Origin of the sequence: Peribacillus simplex (genome assembly GCF_900156045.1) — a bacterium.
GTDB classification, from domain to species: Bacteria; Bacillota; Bacilli; order Bacillales; family DSM-1321; genus Peribacillus; species Peribacillus simplex_D.
The window spans coordinates 116,973-138,784 of record NZ_FTMX01000002.1 but is presented as its reverse complement, the minus strand read 5'-3'; the positions used below and the strand labels follow the sequence as shown (position 1 = coordinate 138,784).

General features: G+C 42.5%; 21 protein-coding genes. All 21 read left to right on the top strand.

Annotation, left to right across the window (positions count from 1 at the left end):
* Positions 1–9 precede the first annotated feature (9 nt).
* The 21 genes from BW986_RS07185 to topA all read left to right on the top strand — a co-directional run bounded on the left by BW986_RS07185 (position 10) and on the right by topA (position 21,486).
* Positions 10–243: an acyl carrier protein gene (locus tag BW986_RS07185; RefSeq protein WP_034313729.1), complete on the top strand. Its 234-nt coding sequence runs from the start codon at positions 10–12 to the stop codon at positions 241–243.
* Between the two features lie 264 nt (positions 244–507).
* Positions 508–1,248, top strand: coding sequence for a ribonuclease III (rnc, locus tag BW986_RS07180; protein ID WP_076366577.1), 741 nt, complete (start codon positions 508–510; stop codon positions 1,246–1,248).
* 24 nt (positions 1,249–1,272) lie between these two features.
* The gene (gene smc / locus BW986_RS07175) at positions 1,273–4,836 is read left to right on the top strand and encodes a chromosome segregation protein SMC (protein WP_076366575.1); all 3,564 of its coding nucleotides are present in this window, start codon (positions 1,273–1,275) and stop codon (positions 4,834–4,836) included.
* Between the two features lie 27 nt (positions 4,837–4,863).
* A complete protein-coding gene (gene ftsY, locus BW986_RS07170; RefSeq protein WP_076366573.1) occupies positions 4,864–5,880 on the top strand; it encodes a signal recognition particle-docking protein FtsY in 1,017 nt (338 codons plus the stop codon).
* A 221-nt stretch (positions 5,881–6,101) separates the two neighbouring features.
* The gene (locus BW986_RS07165; RefSeq protein WP_076366571.1) at positions 6,102–6,434 is read left to right on the top strand and encodes a putative DNA-binding protein; all 333 of its coding nucleotides are present in this window, start codon (positions 6,102–6,104) and stop codon (positions 6,432–6,434) included.
* Between the two features lie 11 nt (positions 6,435–6,445).
* Positions 6,446–7,786, top strand: coding sequence for a signal recognition particle protein (gene ffh, locus BW986_RS07160; protein WP_034313716.1), 1,341 nt, complete (start codon positions 6,446–6,448; stop codon positions 7,784–7,786).
* Positions 7,787–7,939: 153 nt separating this feature from the next.
* Positions 7,940–8,212, top strand: coding sequence for a 30S ribosomal protein S16 (gene rpsP / locus BW986_RS07155; RefSeq protein ID WP_076366569.1), 273 nt, complete (start codon positions 7,940–7,942; stop codon positions 8,210–8,212).
* A gap of 13 nt (positions 8,213–8,225) precedes the next feature.
* Positions 8,226–8,456 (top strand): KH domain-containing protein, encoded by a 231-nt coding sequence (locus BW986_RS07150; RefSeq protein WP_076366567.1) that lies wholly within the window; start codon positions 8,226–8,228, stop codon positions 8,454–8,456.
* A gap of 221 nt (positions 8,457–8,677) precedes the next feature.
* Positions 8,678–9,064 (top strand): YlqD family protein, encoded by a 387-nt coding sequence (locus tag BW986_RS07145; protein WP_034313711.1) that lies wholly within the window; start codon positions 8,678–8,680, stop codon positions 9,062–9,064.
* Positions 9,065–9,074: 10 nt separating this feature from the next.
* On the top strand, positions 9,075–9,593 hold the full coding sequence (gene rimM / locus BW986_RS07140) for a ribosome maturation factor RimM (RefSeq protein WP_076366565.1): 519 nt from the start codon (positions 9,075–9,077) through the stop codon (positions 9,591–9,593).
* Positions 9,593–10,327 carry a tRNA (guanosine(37)-N1)-methyltransferase TrmD gene (gene trmD, locus BW986_RS07135; RefSeq protein WP_076366563.1) on the top strand — a complete coding sequence of 245 codons (735 nt, stop codon included), beginning with the start codon at positions 9,593–9,595 and terminating at the stop codon, positions 10,325–10,327. Before rimM ends, trmD begins: the two co-directional genes overlap by 1 nt.
* A 130-nt stretch (positions 10,328–10,457) precedes the next feature.
* Positions 10,458–10,805 (top strand): 50S ribosomal protein L19, encoded by a 348-nt coding sequence (gene rplS / locus BW986_RS07130; RefSeq protein ID WP_034313702.1) that lies wholly within the window; start codon positions 10,458–10,460, stop codon positions 10,803–10,805.
* Between the two features lie 218 nt (positions 10,806–11,023).
* Positions 11,024–11,584 carry a signal peptidase I gene (gene lepB, locus BW986_RS07125; RefSeq protein ID WP_076366561.1) on the top strand — a complete coding sequence of 187 codons (561 nt, stop codon included), beginning with the start codon at positions 11,024–11,026 and terminating at the stop codon, positions 11,582–11,584.
* A gap of 17 nt (positions 11,585–11,601) precedes the next feature.
* Positions 11,602–12,474, top strand: a complete 873-nt coding sequence (gene ylqF, locus BW986_RS07120) for a ribosome biogenesis GTPase YlqF (protein WP_076366559.1) — start codon at positions 11,602–11,604, stop codon at positions 12,472–12,474.
* A gap of 137 nt (positions 12,475–12,611) precedes the next feature.
* The gene (locus BW986_RS07115; RefSeq protein WP_260320826.1) at positions 12,612–13,394 is read left to right on the top strand and encodes a ribonuclease HII; all 783 of its coding nucleotides are present in this window, start codon (positions 12,612–12,614) and stop codon (positions 13,392–13,394) included.
* A gap of 13 nt (positions 13,395–13,407) precedes the next feature.
* Positions 13,408–15,327, top strand: a complete 1,920-nt coding sequence (locus BW986_RS07110; RefSeq protein ID WP_076366557.1) for a hypothetical protein — start codon at positions 13,408–13,410, stop codon at positions 15,325–15,327.
* Positions 15,324–15,596, top strand: a complete 273-nt coding sequence (locus BW986_RS07105) for an EscU/YscU/HrcU family type III secretion system export apparatus switch protein (protein ID WP_076366555.1) — start codon at positions 15,324–15,326, stop codon at positions 15,594–15,596. The genes BW986_RS07110 and BW986_RS07105 overlap by 4 nt, the downstream gene beginning before the upstream one ends.
* A gap of 481 nt (positions 15,597–16,077) precedes the next feature.
* Positions 16,078–17,238 carry an ADP-forming succinate--CoA ligase subunit beta gene (sucC, locus tag BW986_RS07100; RefSeq protein ID WP_076366553.1) on the top strand — a complete coding sequence of 387 codons (1,161 nt, stop codon included), beginning with the start codon at positions 16,078–16,080 and terminating at the stop codon, positions 17,236–17,238.
* A gap of 18 nt (positions 17,239–17,256) precedes the next feature.
* Positions 17,257–18,159, top strand: coding sequence for a succinate--CoA ligase subunit alpha (gene sucD / locus BW986_RS07095; protein ID WP_076366551.1), 903 nt, complete (start codon positions 17,257–17,259; stop codon positions 18,157–18,159).
* Positions 18,160–18,278: 119 nt separating this feature from the next.
* Positions 18,279–19,145, top strand: coding sequence for a DNA-processing protein DprA (dprA, locus tag BW986_RS07090; protein ID WP_076366549.1), 867 nt, complete (start codon positions 18,279–18,281; stop codon positions 19,143–19,145).
* A 265-nt stretch (positions 19,146–19,410) separates the two neighbouring features.
* The gene (gene topA / locus BW986_RS07085; RefSeq protein WP_076366547.1) at positions 19,411–21,486 is read left to right on the top strand and encodes a type I DNA topoisomerase; all 2,076 of its coding nucleotides are present in this window, start codon (positions 19,411–19,413) and stop codon (positions 21,484–21,486) included.
* Positions 21,487–21,812 lie beyond the last annotated feature (326 nt).

Here is a 21,812-nt window from a genome sequence, read left to right as displayed (position 1 = left end):
GTGAACACATTGGCAGATGTATTAGAAAGAGTAACTAAAATCGTTGTAGATCGTTTGAACGTAGAAGAATCAGAGGTAAAACTTGAAGCTTCTTTCAAAGAAGATCTTGGTGCCGATTCCCTTGATGTAGTCGAACTAGTCATGGAATTCGAAGACGAGTTTGATATGGAAATTTCGGACGATGACGCTGAAAAAATCGCCACAGTAGGTGATGCTGTGAATTACATACAAAGCACTATGTAATGAATTGTCATTTGACTAAAAGCTCCGTTTTTTAACGGGGCTTTCTCTTATTGCTTAAAGAAGTTTGATGCAGCGGCAGATAAGGAAATGAGCATGTACAATGTAAGTTCCGCCTGCGTGGCAGTGGTCTTTTGCCATTAGTTTTCTTTAAGGGGATAATAATGTATGATGGTACATAGGAAAGCTTGACAGGGATTCCTGCCAGGTTTCTTTTTATATATTGGAAAAATATGCTTTTTGAACCGTTGTGGAGGGTTTTGTGTGATGCGTAGGAACGGAAATAATCGTAAACCATCAATCAAGGATAATAAATTTAAACAGTTGCAAGAAAATCTGGGTTTTCATTTTAAAGATGAAAATCTATTAAAACAAGCTTTTACGCATTCATCTTATGTGAATGAGCATCGCCGCAAGCCTTATGAAGATAATGAAAGGCTTGAATTCTTAGGAGACGCTGTATTAGAATTGACCATCTCTAAATACTTATATCAAAAATATCCGATGATGAGCGAAGGTGAACTTACCAAACTAAGGGCAGCCATTGTGTGTGAGCCTTCACTTGTTGCTTTTGCCAATAGCCTTTCTTACGGGGAATATGTATTACTCGGAAAAGGGGAAGAAATGACAGGTGGAAGAGAACGCCCTGCCATGCTTGCGGATGTATTCGAAGCCTACATTGGTGCTTTGTACCTTGATCAAGGATTAGAGCCGGTTGTTCAGTTTTTGACGAATGTCGTGTTTCCGAAGATAGACGAGGGTGCTTTTTCTCATGTGATGGATTATAAGAGCCAGCTTCAGGAGCTGATCCAGCGGGATGCCATCGGTGTCCTGCAATATAAGATCTTGCAGGAAAAAGGACCGGCTCATAATCGGGAGTTTGTTTCGACCGTCTCCCTTAATGGGGAAGAGCTGGGCTCTGGAATAGGAAAGTCCAAAAAAGAAGCGGAGCAGCATGCTGCCGAGCATGCATTGATCGTTTTAAAAGATAAAAAAACAACAAGATAGTTGAACAGTAGAGGGGGAAAGGTCATGTTCCTCAAACGTTTGGACGTTGTAGGATTTAAATCTTTCGCAGAGAAAATTTCGATTGATTTTGTACCTGGTGTCACGGCAGTGGTTGGACCAAACGGAAGCGGTAAAAGTAATGTGACCGATGCAGTCCGATGGGTACTTGGAGAGCAGTCCGCGAAATCACTGCGTGGAGCGAAAATGGAAGATATCATCTTTTCGGGAAGTGACACGAGGAAAGCGTTGAATTTTGCGGAAGTATCATTGACCCTTGATAACGAGACCAATTCCCTACCGATCGACTTTCATGAAGTCAGTGTGACAAGACGTGTATATCGATCGGGAGAAAGTGAATTTTTCATTAATAATCAAGGTTGCCGTCTGAAAGACATCATAGACCTTTTCATGGATTCTGGTCTTGGGAGAGAAGCATTTTCCATCATCAGCCAAGGGAAAGTGGAAGAAATCCTAAGCAGTAAGGCTGAAGAAAGACGAGTGATCTTTGAAGAGGCAGCGGGTGTCCTGAAGTATAAAACTAGAAAACGAAAAGCGGAATCGAAGCTGACGGAAACACAGGATAACTTAAACCGGGTCCATGATATCCTCCATGAATTGGAGGGGCAGGTGGAGCCGTTAAAAATTCAGTCTTCCCTCGCCAAGGAATTTTTGGCGAAGAAAGAAGAGCTTGAGCAAATAGAAGTGGCTTTAACCGTTTTTGAAATAGAAGAGTTATATGAAAAATGGGAAAAACTGTCACAAGAACTTGAAAAACATAATGAAATGGAACAGCAAATGGCAGGACAGCTTCATGACAGGGAAGCGCATCTCAAAAAACTAAGGGATAGTCTTGCGATGCTTGAGACATCGATCAATGGACTTCAGGAAATTCTCCTGAATGCCAGTGAAGAACTTGAAAAGCTTGAAGGCCGTAAAGAGGTTTTGAAAGAACGGAAAAAAAATGCTGCCCAAAACAAGTCACAGCTAGAAAAAGCGATTGTGGAAGGTGAGGCTGCCGTCGAGCGTTTGTCTTTGCAAAAGGAAAGAGAAACGGAAATCCTGCATGCACTGAACTTGGAAGTGAAGGGGATTTCTGAAACCTTACATGAAAAACAAAAAAGCCTAGGCCTTTTCAATAGTGATATTGAAGCGATGATCGAAGCGAAAAAGAGTGACTATATCGAGTGGTTGAACAAGCAGGCATCGGCAAAAAACGAAAAACAATACTTGCTCCAGCAATTAACGCAGCAGGAACATAAAAATGCTAAACTTGATATGGAAAATGAAAAGTTCTTAACCGAAAGAATGGATATCACTGCTAAAAAAATGGAATATTCACAGCTGATGGAAAATATGACTAAGCAGCTTGAAGAGCATGTCACTTATTTCCGAAATCAGCAGAATAAATTGAATGCTGCAAAAGATACGTATCAAAAACAAGAAACAACCCTTTATAAGGCCTATCAATTCCTTCAACAGGCAAAATCTCGTAAAGAACTTCTTGAAGAAATGGAAGATGATTATGCAGGCTTTTTCCAGGGTGTAAAAGAGGTTTTGAAAGCGAAAGAAACCCTTCGAGGCATTGAAGGGGCAGTAGCGGAATTGATAAAGGTTCCTAAGGAATATGAAACGGCCATCGAAACGGCTCTGGGCGGAGCGATGCAGCATGTTGTCGTGGAACGCGAGGAGCATGCACGGGAAGCCATTTCCTTCTTGAAGAAAAATAGGTATGGGCGTACGACGTTCTTGCCTTTATCAGTCATAAAGGCAAGAGAGGTATCAGCTAACCAACTATCGATGCTGAAGAGTCATCCAGCTTTTGTGGGGACAGGTTCCTCGTTGATCCAATATGATGATAGGCATGCAGCGATTGCTGAAAATCTATTAGGAACGGTGATAATCACCACTGATTTAAAAGGTGCAAATGACCTGGCGAAAATGATGCAGCACCGTTTCCGCTTTGTAACACTTGAAGGGGATATCGTCAATCCGGGTGGCTCAATGACTGGTGGAGCCTTAAAGCAAAAAACGACCTCCCTGCTTTCAAGGAAAACGGAATTGGAAGAGCTCCATCAAAAACTTGCTGCAATGGAAGCTAAAACGAATCAGCTAGAAAAGCAAGTCAAACAGCTCAAAGTGGATTTGGGTGTTCAAGAGCAAACGCTTGAACAAACCAGAAAAACAGGAGAGAGACTTCGATTACAAGAACAAACCCTTAAGGGCGAGCTCCGTGAAGTGGAGCTGCAAGAAAGAAATGTGAATGAACGGCTGCATCTTTATGATTTGGATAAGAATTCATATTTAGAAGAACAACAGCAAAAAACAGCAAGACTTGAAGAGCTGGAAGAACTTTTGGAATCATGTAAAACTGAGATTGAAGGGCTGGACCGGTTGATTTCCGAAATGACCGAACAAAAGCAATCTCAGCAATCCTCAAAAGAGAACCTTGCTGAAGAAACGAATGAACTGAGGGTAATGCTTGCCTCTAAGCGCGGCCAGCTGCAAAACCAAAAAGAGAAGATGGAACGCATTGAATCGGATCTTTCAAAGGAAACAAGCAGGCTTGCCGAAAACAAAGATGATTTAGGGCTCCTGACCAATGAAATGACAGACAGTTCAAGCGGGGAAGAGTCCCTGGAAGATATGGCTCAGCAGAAATTGCTCGATAAAAATGGAGCAATTGAAGGAATCGCCATGAAAAAACAGGAAAAAAACGAGCTTCTAACGCAAGTTGAAACGCTTGAACTGTCCTTGAAAGAAGAAAATCGACTTTATAGAGGCATTGTCGAAGTGATAAAGGATGAAGAAGTGAAATTAACTCGTCTGGATGTCGAACTGGAAAATCGCCTCGACCACTTGAGAGAAGAATATACCCTTTCCTTTGAAGGTGCTAAAGAACAGTATCCATTGATGATGCCTGCAGAAGAGGCTCAAAAAAGGGTGAAGCTAATCAAGCTTGCAATCGAGGAACTGGGGACGGTGAATCTAGGTGCAATTGATGAATACGCACGTGTAGCTGAACGCTATGAATTCCTTCTTAGTCAAAAGGAAGATCTTCAACAGGCGAAAGATACATTATTCCAAGTCATCGATGAAATGGATGATGAAATGAAGCGGCGCTTTGCCGAAACCTTCTATTCGATCCGTGAAGAATTCGAACAAGTCTTCAAAGCTTTATTCGGCGGAGGCAGAGCGGAGCTGAAGCTGACAAATCCGGATGATTTACTAAATACAGGAGTAGACATCATTGCACAGCCTCCCGGGAAAAAACTGCAAAATTTGAGCCTCTTATCTGGGGGAGAACGAGCATTGACAGCCATAGCCCTTTTATTCTCCATTCTAAAAGTGCGTCCGGTGCCTTTCTGTATCCTTGATGAGGTCGAGGCAGCGCTTGATGAGGCGAATGTCGTCCGGTTCAGTCAATTTTTAAGGAAGTTCAGCAGGGAAACGCAGTTCATCGTGATCACTCACCGCAAAGGCACGATGGAAGAGGCGGATGTCCTATATGGCATTACGATGCAGGAGTCAGGTGTCTCCAAACTTGTTTCCGTCCGGATGGAAGAATCAGAAAACTTTATGGAAGTTTAAAATTCATGAATTAGAGGAAGTGGGACAATGAGTTTTTTCAAAAAGCTAAAAGAGAAATTTACGACCCAGGAAGAAAAAGAAAAATCAGTTGAAGCAGAAATATCCATAGGAGAAAAATTCAAACAAGGTTTGACAAAGACGAGGAATTCCTTTACGGGAAGGGTTAATGAACTTGTTGCCCGTTATCGGAAAGTGGATGAGGACTTTTTTGAAGAACTTGAAGAAATCCTGATACAGGCAGATGTAGGCTTTGATACTGTGATGGAACTGATTGATCAATTAAAAATGGAAGTCAAGCTTCGCAATATCTCTGATACGAGGGAAGTGCAGTCCGTTATCTCCGAAAAGCTTGTTGAAATCTACCAAGGTGATGATGAAGCGACTTCAAGCCTCAATATACAAGAAGAAGGTTTGACGGTCATTTTGTTTGTAGGGGTTAATGGGGTAGGTAAAACGACGACCATTGGTAAACTCGCCCATAAATTCAAAACAGAAGGTAAATCTGTCGTATTGGCTGCCGGGGATACCTTCCGTGCCGGTGCGATCGAACAGCTTGAGGTTTGGGGAGAGCGTGTCGGTGTCAGTGTAATCAAACAGGGTGAAGGCTCTGACCCTGCAGCGGTCATGTTCGACGCCATTCAGGCCGCCAAGGCACGAAAAGCGGATATACTGATCTGCGACACGGCCGGCCGCTTACAGAATAAAGTTAATTTAATGAAGGAATTGGAAAAGGTGAAACGTGTAATTGAACGTGAAGTACCAGGTGCACCACACGAGGTGTTGCTTGCCCTTGATGCTACAACCGGGCAAAATGCCCTTATTCAGGCCAAGACATTCAAGGAAGCGACCAATGTTTCCGGTATTGTTTTAACAAAGCTTGATGGCACCGCAAAAGGTGGGATTGTTTTGGCAATTCGCAATGAATTGGCCATTCCCGTTAAATTTGTCGGGCTAGGTGAAAAAATGGACGATCTGCAGGAATTCGATGCTGAGAAATATGTTTATGGCCTTTTCGCTGATATCATCGATAAAGAAGAGGTTTAGAAAAATTGTAAGCCGGAAGAGATAATTCTCTTCTGGTTTTTTTGTTCACAGTGTTTATTTGGAGGAACAATTGCAGAAAGGTCTAAAAAAGCGGCGGAAAAAAGAAAAAAATAATGCTTTGCAATCAAGTGGTAAGGAGTTTAACTTGACATCAAATAAACAAGGCTTTACAATATAAACTTGTAAAGGGTTTTCACTTAACAGCAGGGAGGCTTGCTAAGATGCTTGAAAAGACAACGCGGATTAATTATTTGTATGACTTTTACCAATCGTTGTTAACGGAGAAGCAGCAGAGCTATATGTCCCTCTACTATCTGGATGATTACTCTCTTGGGGAGATTGCCGAAGAATACGAAGTCAGTAGGCAGGCAGTCTATGATAATATAAAAAGAACGGAAGCGATGCTTGAGGAATATGAAGCAAAGCTTTTGTTATTTCAAAAATTTCAAGAGCGTAACCAGTGGATTGCGAATATGAAGGGACTCATAGAAAAGGATTCCTTTTCAAAAGAGGAGCTGCTTGACGCAATCACAACGCTTGAGAAGTTGGATTAGGAGGCGGCAATATGGCATTTGAAGGATTGGCCGACCGACTGCAAAGCACGATGCAAAAAATTCGCGGAAAAGGGAAGGTCAACGAAGCGGACGTAAAAGAAATGATGCGTGAAGTCCGATTGGCCCTGCTTGAAGCGGATGTTAACTTTAAAGTCGTGAAGGATTTTGTAAAACGTGTCAGTGAACGTTCGGTAGGTCAGGAAGTGCTGAAAAGCTTAACCCCCGGTCAACAGGTAATTAAAGTAGTTAAGGAAGAATTGACGGAGCTGATGGGCGGCGAACAAAGCAAGATTGCCGTTGCCTCGAAACCGCCGACTGTCATTATGATGGTTGGGCTTCAGGGTGCTGGTAAAACGACGACCACCGGAAAGCTTGCCAATCTTCTTAGAAAAAAATACAACCGCAAGCCATTGCTCGTTGCGGCTGATATTTACCGTCCGGCGGCGATTAAGCAGCTTGAAACACTTGGCAAACAATTAAGCATGCCTGTTTTCTCCCTTGGGGACCAGGTCAGCCCTGTTGAAATTGCCAAACAGGCAATTGAAAAAGCTAAGGAAGAACATCATGATTATGTGTTGATTGATACCGCAGGCCGCCTTCATGTTGATGAAAACTTGATGGGCGAACTGAAGGATATCAAAGAGTTGACAAAACCTGATGAAATCTTCCTGGTTGTCGATGCGATGACAGGTCAGGATGCGGTCAATGTAGCCCAAAGCTTCAATGAACAGCTAGGCCTGACTGGAGTCGTCTTAACGAAACTTGATGGGGATACACGTGGTGGTGCGGCACTTTCAATTCGTTCAGTCACCGACACGCCGATTAAATTCGTCGGTATGGGGGAAAAATTGGATGCACTTGAAGCGTTCCATCCAGAACGGATGGCGTCAAGGATTCTCGGCATGGGTGATGTATTGACCCTTATCGAAAAAGCACAGGCCAATGTAGATGAAGAAAAAGCGAAAGAATTAGAGAAAAAGATGCGTACAGCCACTTTTACCTTTGATGATTTCCTTGATCAGCTTGGTCAGGTGCGGAATATGGGACCGCTTGATGATATTCTGAAAATGATTCCCGGTGCGAATAAAATGAAAGGGATGGACAACCTTCAGATCGATGAGAAACAGATCGGTCATGTGGAAGCTATCATCCGTTCAATGACTACGCATGAAAAGGAACATCCGGAAACCATGAATGCATCCCGCAAGAAACGGATTGCCAAGGGAAGCGGCAGATCGATTCAAGAAGTGAACCGTCTACTGAAGCAATTCGAAGAAATGAAAAAGATGATGAAACAGGTTACGAACATGCAAAAAGGAAAGAAAAAGGGATTCAAATTCCCGTTCATGTAAGGTTTATTTTAGGTTGAAACTGAAGCGGAATACAGGTCAAATCCATGTATTTCAACACTTTTTTTACCTGTTAAGAAAAAAACCTTTACAAACATGCAAGACATTTGATATTATACTATCTTGTGTGAAACTATTCGGAGGTGCTTATTTAAAATGGCAGTAAAAATTCGCTTAAAACGTATGGGAGCTAAAAAATCTCCTTTCTATCGTATTGTAGTTGCAGATTCTCGTTCACCACGTGACGGACGTTACATTGAAGTGGTAGGAACTTATAACCCGGTGTCTCAACCAGCTAAAGTTGAAATCAACGAAGAGCTTGCTCTTAAATGGTTACAAGATGGAGCTAAACCATCTGATACAGTTCGTAACTTATTCTCTACACAAGGCATCATGGAAAAATTCCATGTTGCAAAAAACAGCAAGTAATCGACGGTAGTTGATGAAAGCACTGATTGAAACGATTGTTTCAGCACTTGTGGATTATCCGGAAGAGGTCATCGTGAGCTCCAAGGAAGAGTCCGACCGGATTGTTTATACCCTCTCCGTTCATAAAGAGGACATGGGCAAGGTGATCGGTAAACAAGGGCGTGTTGCTAAGGCGATTCGGACTGTGGTATATGCAGCAGGATCTTCACAGCAGAAGAAAATCTATTTGGAGATTTCCGAATAAGGAGGGTTAATACCCCTCCTTTTTTTGTACTTCAAGAAAGTGAAATTCCGACTTGGATCCTAATTGAATAGACCAGGACTTTAAACTTTACGCCTTTTTAAGACGCATCTTTTACCGATTTACGTTATACTTAAGAGAATGCCCCCCATTTCAAAAAGATTACCCCATCATACATATTTTTTGAAGGAAATAAGAAATCATAGATAATAGGAGGTGCTGGAATGAAAATTCTCCAAAATGTAATCGTTAACCAAGTATTAACGGAATCCAGCAAGAATCAGCTCCTCGAGAAATACAAGTCAAAACGCCTTCAGCTTCAAAAAGAGAGTGAACAGCTTCGCTTTGAACTGAAAAAACTTGAAAAAACAAGAACTCTCCAACCTGCTAGTCTCCGTGCTCATTTTGAAAAAGAAATAAACCAGAGGCAAGAAAAAATTAAACTGCTTGAATTTCAAATGGAGCAGTTGGAGATCCTTCCCGCAGGTAGTGAATTGAAGGAACGGGAAGTTCAAAGTATCATTGATGTGGAAATTGGGGCAGATTGGGACGAAATTATGGCAACGAAGACCATTGTCATTAAAGATGGAATCGTCTCGGAAATTCGTTAGAGGTGAAAGAATGGAAAAATGGTTTAATGTAGGTAAAATTGTCAACACACATGGTCTTTTAGGAGAGATCCGTGTTATTTCTTCAACAGACTTTCCAGAAAAACGATACAAAGTGGGGAATACTCTGTATTTGTTTAGGGACACGGAGAAAAAACCTTTGCCGCTTATCGTCAGATCGCATCGCACCCATAAAAACTTTAACCTGTTGACGTTCGAGAACTATTATAACGTCGGACAGGTAGAAGCTTTTAAAAACGGGGTCCTGAAAGTCAAGGAAGCACAGCTTGGTAAATTGGACGAAGGTGAGTTCTACTTCCATGAAATCATCGGCTGTTCGGTATTTACGGATGAAGGCATGGAAGTTGGGGAAATCATTGAGGTTCTTACTCCTGGTGCCAATGATGTTTGGGTCATTAAGAAAGCTGGCAGTAAGGACATCCTGATCCCGTATATTGAACAAATTGTAAAAGAAGTGGATATTTCCGCTAAAAAGGTCATCATTACACCGATGGAAGGACTTTTGGACTGATGAAAATCGATGTGCTTTCGCTTTTTCCAGAAATGTTCGAAGGGGTATTTGGTTCGTCAATCTTAAAAAAGGCTGCGGAAAAGCAGGCTGTCAGCTACAAGGTGACCAACTTTCGAGATTATGCAGATAATAAACATTCGACGGTAGACGATTATCCGTATGGCGGCGGTGCCGGAATGGTATTGAAGGCACAACCGATCTTTGATGCTTTGGAGGCTCTAAAAGGGCAAGGTGAGCTTACCCCAAGGGTAGTCCTGCTTTGTCCCCAGGGAGAGCGTTACACGCAGAAAAAAGCCGAAGAGCTTGCTGGAGAGGAACATCTCATTTTCATTTGCGGGCATTATGAAGGGTATGATGAGCGCATCCGGGAGCATGTCGTCACTGATGAAATATCGATTGGTGACTTTGTGCTTACAGGAGGGGAATTGGGTGCAATGGTCATTATTGACAGCGTTGTGCGCTTGCTTCCTGGCGTTCTGGGAAATGTTGACTCCCCGATTCTTGATTCCTATTCTTCTGGTTTGTTAGAGCATCCCCATTATACTAGGCCTGCAGATTTCCGGGGAATGAAAGTTCCCGATCCGCTAATATCCGGGAATCATAAAAAAATCGATGAATGGCGGATGAAGGAATCTCTGCGCAGAACTTGGATTCGACGTCCCGATTTGCTCGATAGTTATGAACTATCGGAAGTTGAAAAAAAATTATTATCCGAGATTAAAAAAGAAGACTGATGGCTATTGCATCGACGTTTATAGTATGATAGGATATAACTTGTGACTTGGGCAAAATGCTCAGTCTTATAACGATGTTCCGCTGCAAACAATGAGTATTTGCAAGAGCGTCCAGGAGGAGTTGAAATCGATGCAAAATCTTATTAACGAAATCACAAAAGAACAACTTCGCTCAGATCTTCCATCATTCAGACCTGGTGACACAGTACGTGTACACGTAAAGGTTATTGAAGGAACTCGCGAACGTATCCAGTTGTTTGAAGGCGTTGTAATCAAACGTCGTGGCGGCGGAGTTAGTGAAACTTTCACAGTGCGTAAGATCTCTTACGGCGTTGGAGTAGAACGTGCTTTCCCTGTTCACACACCAAAAATTGCGAAACTAGAAGTTATCCGTCACGGTAAAGTACGTCGTGCGAAACTTTATTACCTACGCGAACTTCGTGGTAAAAAAGCACGTATTAAAGAAATTCGTCGTTAATTCTTCGAATATCTTCATGCGGGTTTACCATGATCCACATAAGGTGAATAACCAAACAGTATCATGCAAAAAAAGGGAGCTTGTTTATCAGGCTCCCTTTTTGCACTTTAAGAAACGATGAATACACATACGGTGAGTACTATATAGAATCCTGCTCGCTATAGCGTCCGCAACATGTTAAAATAATTGTTGATATGCTTCAAAAAGGGTGGGTAAGGATGGCGAAAAAGAAAAATGAATTGTGGGAATGGACGAAGGCGGTCATAATCGCGGTTATAGCAGCGACGCTGATTCGTTATTTCCTCCTGGCTCCTATTGTTGTGGACGGCAATTCCATGATGCCGACATTAAAGGATACGGACCGCATGATCGTTAATAAAATCTCCTATTCGATCGGCGAACCGAAAAGATTCGACATTATCGTTTTCGAAGCTCCAGAAGGCAAAGATTACATAAAGCGGGTCATCGGATTGCCAGGGGAAAAAGTGGAATATAGAGATGATACTCTTTACGTGAATGGAAAAGCTTATGATGAGCCATACTTGGATGAATATAAAGAACAATTGATTGATGGCGGGGATTTGACGGAGCCTTTTACATTGAGCGATGTCATAGAACAAGGAACGGTACCTGAAGACACCCTATTCGTCCTAGGGGATAATCGCCGTTTTAGTAAGGATAGCCGGCATATTGGCGTGGGTGTCGTTCCTTACGATAAAGTGTTAGGAAAAACTAAATTAGTTTATTGGCCAATTGAAGACTTTCGGTTGGCGGAATAGTAGGAAGGTGGATTCCATTGACAATACAGTGGTTCCCTGGCCATATGGCCAAAGCAAGACGGGAAGTAACAGAGAAATTAAAACTGATCGACATCATCTTTGAACTTGTGGATGCCCGGATTCCGGCGTCTTCACGAAATCCGATGATCGATGAAATCATACAGCATAAACCGAGGGTTATCCTTTTGAATAAAGCTGATATGGCCGATCCGGTAAAAACCAATATGTGGCTTGAGCATTATAAATCGCAGGGGAAAACGGCGATTGCCATTAATTCGCAGGCAGGAAACGGTTTAAACCAGATTACGGCCGCTGCCAAAAAACTTTTAAAAGAGAAGTATGAGCGGATGGAATCAAGAGGAATAAAGCCGAGAGCGATCCGTGCCATGATAGTCGGCATTCCGAACGTGGGGAAATCGACACTGATCAATCGACTTGCCAAAAAGAACATTGCCAAGACAGGGAATACTCCTGGCGTCACGAAAGCGCAGCAATGGATAAAAGTTGGTAAGGAATTGGAATTGCTGGATACGCCGGGGATTCTCTGGCCGAAATTCGAGGATCAAGAAGTTGGTTTGAAGCTTGCATTGACAGGTGCGATCAAGGATACGATTTTAAACTTGCACGAAGTCTCTTTATACGGTCTCCGCTTTTTGGAAAAAGAATATCCGGATAGGATGAAATCCCGTTATAACCTGGATGTAATTCCGCAGGAAACGCTCGAATTGTTCGATGCGGTCGGAAAGTTCAGGGGCTGTTTGGCTTCTGGGGGCTTCATCGATTATGATAAAACCGCAGAGTTGGTCGTACGTGAAATCCGTTCTGAAAAGATGGGCCCGCTTACGTTTGAGGTCCCGTTGGATTATGAAGAGGTTGATATCCCCGATTAACATGAAGTGATACGGAGCTGGAGTTGGATGTCGAAAAGTATTTCTTTTTGATGTCTCTTTTCCGCTCCGTATTTTTGTCTGAACTGAAGAAAGGAAGCAGTACTGCCGATAATTAATATGATGGGTGATAAAAGATGATAACTGCAATGAGCATTAAGGAAATCTCCTTAAAGTTAATGACAATAAGAGAGCCCGGAGATTCATTTTTACAAGAATGCCGGGAGGACGGAAGAAAGGGTGTAACCGACTTAGTAAGCAAATGGCAAAGAGCTTATGAAAAAGAACAACAGGTAAGGGATGCTTTCACGGAAATGACGGAGTTTGAACGGCAATTGCGAAAACAGGGTTTTTCCATTCTGGCGGGTATCGATGAAGTGGGAAGAGGACCGCTCGCAGGACCAGTTGTGACGAGTGCAGTCATCTTGCCTGAATCTTTTTACTTACCAGGTCTTAATGATTCTAAAAAAATTCCAGAGTCAAAAAGGGAACGGTTTTATGAGATGATTTTTAAGGAAGCACTATCCATAGGTGTGGGTGTTGTACATAGCGAAGTTATTGATGAAATCAATATATATCAAGCCACGAAAAAGGCAATGGTGGCCGCAGTGAACGATTTGTCAGAACTTCCTGATCATTTGTTGATCGATGCGATGGAACTGGATGTGCCGATTCCCCAGCTTTCACTCATAAAGGGGGACGCAAGAAGCATTAGCATCTCTGCGGCCTCCATAATAGCAAAAGTGACCCGTGATAGGATGATGAAGGAATATGGTGAAAAATATCCGGAATATGGTTTCGAAAAGCACATGGGCTACGGTACTAGCCAACATTTAGAAGCACTCCGCACATACGGGCTGACACCTTGGCATAGAAGAAGTTTTGCACCAGTTAAGGAAATCGCTGCACGAACGAAGGGCTAAGGGGGGATGAGTGGTGCAATCCATAACAAGCGGGCAACCCGTTTCTTCACCTATTGAAGTAAAAGGATCTTTGAGTTTGAAAAACGGGCAAATCCTTATCGGGAAGGTTAATAAGGTTTATCCTGATCAAACGGCCGAGGTACAGATTGGCCATCAAAAAATGATTGCCAATCTCGAAATCCCGCTACGGACAGGAGAAAGGTACTGGTTTCAAGTGAAGCACCCTATAGAAGGGGGGGTGGTGTTAAAAGCTTTAAAATCCCCCGATTTGAACCTTTCCGGCTTAAAGGGAACGGCTGCGCAATTGATCGCTCATCTTGGCATGACGCCTGAACCGGCCGCAACGAAGCTTGCCGAATACCTCCTGACAAATCGGCTTCCGATAACAAAGGAAACCTTTCAGTCCGCTTTGCAATGGTTAAAAGCTGCGGATGCTGCAGAAACTGGTCTGCCTATAATAAAATCGATGTTCAATCAGCAACTGCCATTTGTAAAAGATGTATTTGATGCATTATTTACACAGTCCAAAGGTGAACCTTTCCACAAACTACTCAGTGCCTTCAAGCAACAGCTGCAAGATGTCGGGGCAGTAACGAGGACGTCCGTCAAGCTTATGGAGGTATTGGACTCATTACATGTTGTAAAACGGAACCAGCTTCAACAAAATGGTTTGCAAAACCTAGTGACCACTTGGCTGGATCCCGATTCAACGCCAGAAATGAAATCCGGTGCATATTCCCTACTTCAAAAGACGGGTTTAATTCCAAAGGGAATTACAGAACCTGTCTTTCTGGAAAACTTAATGGATGGAGCTGAGGCAAGGTCCGGTATGGCCAAGAATTCAGTGATAGATAAATTACACCAAGGATTTCAGTTACTTTCCGGGGCAAAAAGCGGTGCATTTGCAAAAGTTGAAGAGATCGAAACGGCCATTAATCGCTTATTTAACGGTCATGATCATGAGGGTGCAAACCTGCCATCTGGTAGCCACTCGATACAGAGAAAAAACATTTTTGCAGAAAAACTTTCCCCTCTTGCCTTTCATTTACTCCAGAGTGCTTTTACCGAAGCAACAGCTAAAAAGGCAATAGGCGGAAAAAAAGAAGTGAATGATCTTATAGGCTACTTGAATATGGATACAGAGCAAATAGAGGAGTCGAAGGGTAAGGTAGCTGAATTACTGTTCCAATCGCTTAATAAGCTTCCTGAGGCCCGGTACGTTGGGATTAATGAGAAGCTTGTCCTTTCACATGTACTGGAAACTGAATTTCAAACAATCGATTTCACCAAGGGGCCTTCCATTGCACACCAACTAAAAGAAATGACCAAGGTCCTTGGCCTTCAGCTGGAGCATGCACTCATTACTCTTTCTGGTGATGATATGAATGAGATCCCGAATGACTTAGAAACACTTAAGCCGCTGCTGCTTAAATTGCTGAAGGAGCAAATTCCGGCATCTATCAAGGGGATGGCAGAACAAATCCTGAATCGGATTACTGCGCAACAGATCCTTTCGCAGGAAAATGGGCCGATACAGAATTTGCTCCTGACACTTCCGCTTAATTTGGGATCGATTCAAACGGACCTAACTTTACAATGGAGCGGAAGGAAAACAATAGATGGCAAAATAGACCCGGATTACTGCCGAGTACTATTTTATTTAGAATTGGAACGTCTTAAAGAAACGGTCATCGACATGCATGTTCAAAACCGAATCATAAAAGTGACGGTCATCAATGGGCATGGTGCGGTCCTTGAAGAGGCAGCCGGTCGATATCTTGACATCCTAAGAGAAAATCTTGGAAAAATGGATTACAGATTATCAGGGGTTTCATTTGTAAAACCCGTGAATGAAAAAGAGCGGGACCTAAGGGTGAAACCGATTCCTTACTCAGAAGCCGGTTCATATAGCGAAGTGGATATTCGAATATGATAAATGATCAACGAAAAGAAGCGATTGCCTTAAAGTATGATCAAAGAACATCCAAAGCGCCCGTCATATTGGCGAAGGGGAAAGGTAAAACGGCTGAAAATATTCTGGAAAAGGCCATGAAACTCGATATACCGGTCCAGAGGGACGAATCGCTTGCTGCACTTTTAGGTCATTTGGATATAAATCAAACGATTCCGGAAGAATTATATGGAGCAGTTGCAGAGGTGTTTGCATTCATTTATAAAGTTGATAAGGACATGAATCGGTAGGTTCCTAGTTATCCATGTGATTTCACCAAATGGAGTTCTGTTGGTTTATGTAGAATATTAGGGAAATCACTAGCGTATTTTCATTATATTAAAAAAATACTAAACTATTTACAAAAGGACAAGGCAATGGCTTTGTCCTTTTGCTTTTATTTAGGGTCAGACAAAGGACATCCGTAATTTCTCATGAAAAGGTCTCTGAGTCAATATAATGAAAAGGCTTTCACGGCAGTGTTTTAACTAGATTTATAACTGTAATGCCCCTTTTTTTGTAATCGAATTTCAAAGCAAAAATAAATGATTTTAATAAGAAAAAAACCAACGGCAAAGAAGGCTTACACACGGGTATGGAAGTATATTATAATAATATTTTAAAAATTTTGTGAAAGAAAATTATGCACGAAGGAGAATTTTGTTGTAATATGGTAGAGAAAACACGCATTAAATTTCGAAGTTGTTTTTTAGTAGATAAGGAGGATGGGAAATGAATATCCATGAGTATCAGGGGAAAGAGATATTGCGACAATACGGGGTATCCGTTCCAAATGGCCGGGTTGCCTTTACTGTTGATGAAGCAGTGGAAGCAGCGAAGGAGTTAGGTACGGAAGTTGTTGTCGTAAAAGCTCAAATTCATGCGGGCGGCCGCGGGAAAGCCGGCGGAGTCAAGGTAGCGAAGAATCTTGATGAAGCACGTACATATGCAGAAGAGATTCTTGGCAAGACGTTGGTGACCCATCAAACAGGACCTGCAGGCAAGGAAGTTAAGCGTTTACTTATTGAAGAGGGCTGCGACATTACGAAAGAGTATTACATCGGGCTGGTCCTTGACCGTGCTACGAACAGTGTCGTGTTGATGGCTTCCGAAGAAGGCGGAACGGAAATTGAGGAAGTGGCAGAAAAGACGCCAGAGAAAATTTTCAAAGAAGTAATCGATCCGGTTGTCGGCCTGACTGGCTTCCAAGCACGGAGAATTGCTTTTAATATAAATATTCCGGCTTCACTAATAAATAAAGCTTCCAAGCTGATGGTTAACTTATATACTGCTTTCGTTGAAAAAGATTGCTCTATCGCAGAAATCAACCCATTAGTGGTTACGGGCGACGGCAATGTAATGGCACTTGATGCTAAGTTGAATTTTGATGATAATGCGATTTACCGCCAAAAAGACATCGCGGAATTCCGTGATTTGGATGAAGAGGATGCAAAAGAGATTGAAGCATCGAAACATGGCCTTAGTTACATATCGCTTGACGGAAATATCGGATGCATGGTAAATGGTGCCGGGCTTGCTATGGCAACGATGGACATCATTAAACATTATATGGGTGATCCGGCTAACTTCCTTGACGTTGGTGGCGGCGCCACTGAGGAAAAAGTGAAAGAAGCTTTCAAAATCATCCTTTCCGATAAAAATGTTAAAGGCATCTTCGTTAATATCTTCGGAGGAATCATGAAATGTGACATCATCGCAACAGGCGTCGTGGCTGCTGCTAAAGAGCTTGGTCTTGATGTCCCTCTTGTTGTTCGTCTTGAAGGAACGAATGTGGACCTTGGCAAAAAGATTCTAAAAGAGTCAGGTTTAAATATTACGGCTGCTGAATCAATGGCTGATGGAGCGCAAAAAATAGTATCACTTGTAGGATAATAGGCAGGGGGGAACATAATGAGCGTTTATATTAATAAAGATACGAAAGTGATCGTTCAGGGAATCACTGGTGCAACAGCATTATTTCATACAAAACAAATGTTGGAATACGGCACGAAAATCGTTGGAGGAGTCACTCCGGGTAAAGGTGGGACAGAAGCGGAAGGGGTACCTGTATTCAATACAGTTTCCGAAGCTGTCACTGAAACCGGAGCGAATGCTTCCGTTATCTATGTACCGGCTCCATTTGCTGCCGATGCAATTCTGGAAGCCGTAGACGCAGAACTTGATCTTGTCATTTGTATCACGGAACATATTCCTGTCCTGGATATGGTCAAAGTTAAGCGGTACATGGAAGGCAAAAAAACTCGCTTGATCGGACCGAACTGCCCAGGTGTCATTACTCCTGAAGAGTGTAAGATTGGTATCATGCCAGGGTATATCCACAAAAAAGGCCATGTAGGTGTAGTTTCACGTTCTGGAACTTTAACGTACGAGGCCGTTCACCAATTATCGCAAGCAGGCATCGGGCAATCGTCGGCTGTCGGTATCGGTGGGGATCCAGTTAACGGAACGGATTTCATTGACGTATTGAAGGCATTCAATGATGATCCTGAAACACATGCTGTGATCATGATCGGGGAAATCGGCGGAACGGCAGAAGAAGAAGCAGCAATCTGGGTGAAGGAAAACATGACCAAGCCAGTTGTTGGTTTCATTGGTGGCCGTACGGCTCCTGCCGGTAAACGCATGGGACATGCTGGTGCCATTATCTCAGGAGGAAAAGGGACTGCTGACGAGAAAATACGCGTCATGAACGAATGTGGAATTAAAGTTGCCGAAACTCCATCCGTAATGGGTGAAACATTGATTTCCGTTTTGAAAGAAAAAGAGATTTACGAACCTTGTAAAACTCATTAATTTAAGCTGGGCCGACCTTTCTTTGGGTCGGTCTTCTTTTCCCTCCAATTTCCTCGGGAGACACCGAGTACATCACTATCAACCTACCTTTAAAAATTTCCGTTTAGGGGCGTTTCAAATTGAATAAAAAAGAAAAGTTAATCCATCTCCATCATTGCCGCGGGGCAGGATGGAAATCAATCCAAACAATCATGTCCATAGACCCATCATTATCTTCCCTGTTCACCACGGATTACGCTGAGTGGGCAAAAATGCTCCCTATCCCTTCAAATAAGCTTAACCTCTTTTTCAAAGATTTACATTCACTCAATACCATCGATAAACTTAAAAATTACGAAGATAGCCAAATCCATTGTTTGACGATCTTCGATGATGGATATCCTTTTTTGCTGAAGCAAATATTCGATCCTCCGTGGGTTCTTTATTATAAAGGTGATAAGAAGCTTTTAACAAGGAAGAATACGCTAGGTGTTGTTGGAACGCGTAAGCCAACCTCGTATGGTCTGGAGGCCTTAAAATCGATTCTATTACCGCTTGTAAAGAAAAAGTTCGTGATCATAAGCGGAGTGGCGGCTGGAATCGATGCAGAGTCACATAAGATCACATTAAGCGAAGGCGGAGATACGATTGGGGTTTTAGGAGGGGGGGTCATGCAAATATATCCGAAATCCAATGTTACCCTTGCTGAAGAAATCACCAATAACGGCCTGCTAATATCTGAGACTCCACCGGAAATGAAGGCGGAACCTTGGATGTTTCCGCTTAGGAATCGAATCATCAGTGGATTATCACAGGGAGTATTCGTGGTCGAGGCAAAAGAAAGAAGCGGTTCCCTTATTACGGCACAAGCAGCTTTGGAACACGGCAGGGAGGTATTTGCGCTTCCTGGCAATGTTACGAGCCCTGAATCATTGGGCACCAATCAATTGATTTCCGATGGTGCCAAACTTGTTTTGAGTTCCAGGCAGATCGAGGAAGAGTTTTGAACAATATAATATAGAAGATAGACGGAGAATCAAACGGGAAAATAGAAAAAAAGGTGCTTTTTTGGAAGGATGGGTTGAATTATTAGACAAAAAGGTTGAAAATATTGTAAAACTGTTATAAGTTTTGCAAATGGCACCTCTTGTCAAAATACCTATTAATAAATGAATCAGCATGGTTTGAAAAGTAAAGAGGTGTTGACAAATGATTTTTGAATGATTAATAATAGTGAAGATTTATATTACCTCTTTGAGGAGGATTTATTGGATGTCAGAATACTTAGTGATTGTGGAATCGCCCGCAAAGGCGAAAACAATAGAACGTTACTTGGGAAAAAAATATAAAGTAAAGGCTTCCATGGGGCATGTTCGAGATTTGCCTAAAAGTCAAATGGGTGTCGATGTTGAACGTGAATATGAACCTAAATATATAACTATCCGCGGCAAAGGCCCGGTTTTAAAAGAATTGAAAACCGCTGCGAAAAAAGCGAAAAAAATCTATCTCGCGGCTGACCCCGACAGGGAAGGGGAAGCCATTGCCTGGCATTTGGCCCACAGTCTTGATGTTGACGTTAACTCGGATTGCCGAGTGGTATTCAACGAGATCACGAAAGAGGCTATCAAAGAATCATTTAAATCGCCGAGGCCAATAAATATGAAATTGGTTGATGCCCAGCAGGCAAGAAGGGTCTTGGATCGTTTAGTCGGATACAATATAAGCCCGCTTTTGTGGAAAAAGGTGAAAAAAGGCTTAAGCGCGGGACGGGTCCAATCGGTTGCTGTACGGATGATCATTGACCGGGAGAAAGAGATCAAAGATTTTATCCCGGAAGAGTATTGGACAATCAAGGCTGATTTTGTAAAAGGAAAAGAACAGTTTGAAGGTTCCTTCTTCAGTCTAGGCGGCGAGAAGAAGGAATTAAATACCGAAGAGGACGTCAAAAAAGTCCTCGCTTCTTTAAATGGCGGCGAATTTACGATAGGAGCCGTGGCTAAAAAGGAAAGAAGGCGCAATCCAGCTGCCCCTTTTACAACTTCTTCCCTGCAACAGGAAGCGGCACGTAAATTGAATTTCCGTGCAAAGAAAACGATGATGCTTGCTCAGCAGCTTTATGAAGGAATCGAGCTCGGCAAGGAAGGTACAGTCGGGTTAATCACTTATATGAGAACCGATTCAACCCGGATTTCCGATGTTGCGAAAGAGGAAGTCCATACCTTCATTCAAAATAATTATGGTAAAGATTATGTACAGGCTGAACAGCGCAAGGAGAAAAAACAAACTAATGCCCAGGATGCCCATGAAGCAGTCAGACCAACAAGCACATTACGTGAACCGGGTGTAGTCAAGGAGTTCTTATCCAGAGATCAATTCCGTCTTTATAAATTGATATGGGAACGATTCGTTTCTAGTCAAATGTCTTCGGCGGTCATGGATACGATGAGCATCGACCTCCATAACGGGGATGTCATCTTCAGGGCAACTGGTTCAAAAATTAAATTTCCGGGTTTCATGAAGGTATATGTTGAAGGGTCCGATGACTCGGTGGAAGAAAAGGAAAATGCACTTCCGGATGTAAAAGAAGGAGATCAATTCTTTTCAAAAGATATCGAGCCGAAGCAGCATTTCACACAGCCTCCGCCCCGATATACTGAAGCCCGTCTTGTCAAAACTCTAGAGGAACTGGGAATAGGCCGTCCTTCTACATATGCGCCTACCTTGGATACGATTCAAAAACGTGGCTATGTTACCTTGGATAATAAACGGTTCATCCCGACAGAGCTTGGTGAGATCGTTCTTGAATTGATTCGCGAATTCTTCCCGGATATTCTTGATGCAGAGTTCACTGCCAAGATGGAACAGGAATTCGACAGCGTCGAGGAAGGCAGTATCGAATGGATAAAGGTCATTGATGAATTTTATAAAGAATTTGCAGTTCATCTGGCCAAAGCCGAAGTCGAGATGGAAAAAATTGAAATCAAAGATGAACCTGCTGGTGAAGATTGTGTGGAATGCGGACATGGGATGGTCTTTAAGATGGGGCGTTATGGAAAGTTCATGGCATGCAGTAATTTCCCGGATTGCCGTAACACAAAGCCAATCGTTAAAGAGATCGGTGTCAAATGCCCAAAATGTAAAGAAGGAAACATCATTGAAAGGAAAAGTAAAAAACGCCGCCTATTTTACGGATGCGATACCTATCCTGGATGTGACTTCATATCCTGGGATAAACCGCTGCCGCGGAGTTGTCCAAAATGTGAAGGTACACTTGTTGAGAAAAAACTCAAAAAAGGCGTCCAGGTCCAGTGCATGGAATGTGATTTCAAAGAAATGCCCCAGGCATAGAAAAAACGATGAAATCGTTTACTTTTCCTGTGAATTATCGAAAAACCCTAAATATAAATTGACTCGGCATCTGCCGGGTTTCTTTATGTTCAGGAAAGTATGATATCATGATAATATGTGGATTCGCTTCCAAGAAGAAAATGGATAAAGCTTGAAACTTTTTTATTTAGGCCATGTGATGTAAAATTCAGTGGACAAGTACATTCTTTTAAAGATATAATTCCTATTTGTGTCCGTTACCCTTTTAGAAAAGACGGATTGCAGGAAAATGCCGGCTTTGAGGCATAAGCTTTAAAATTTTCGTTAGCAGGAATGAGTATTTCGGG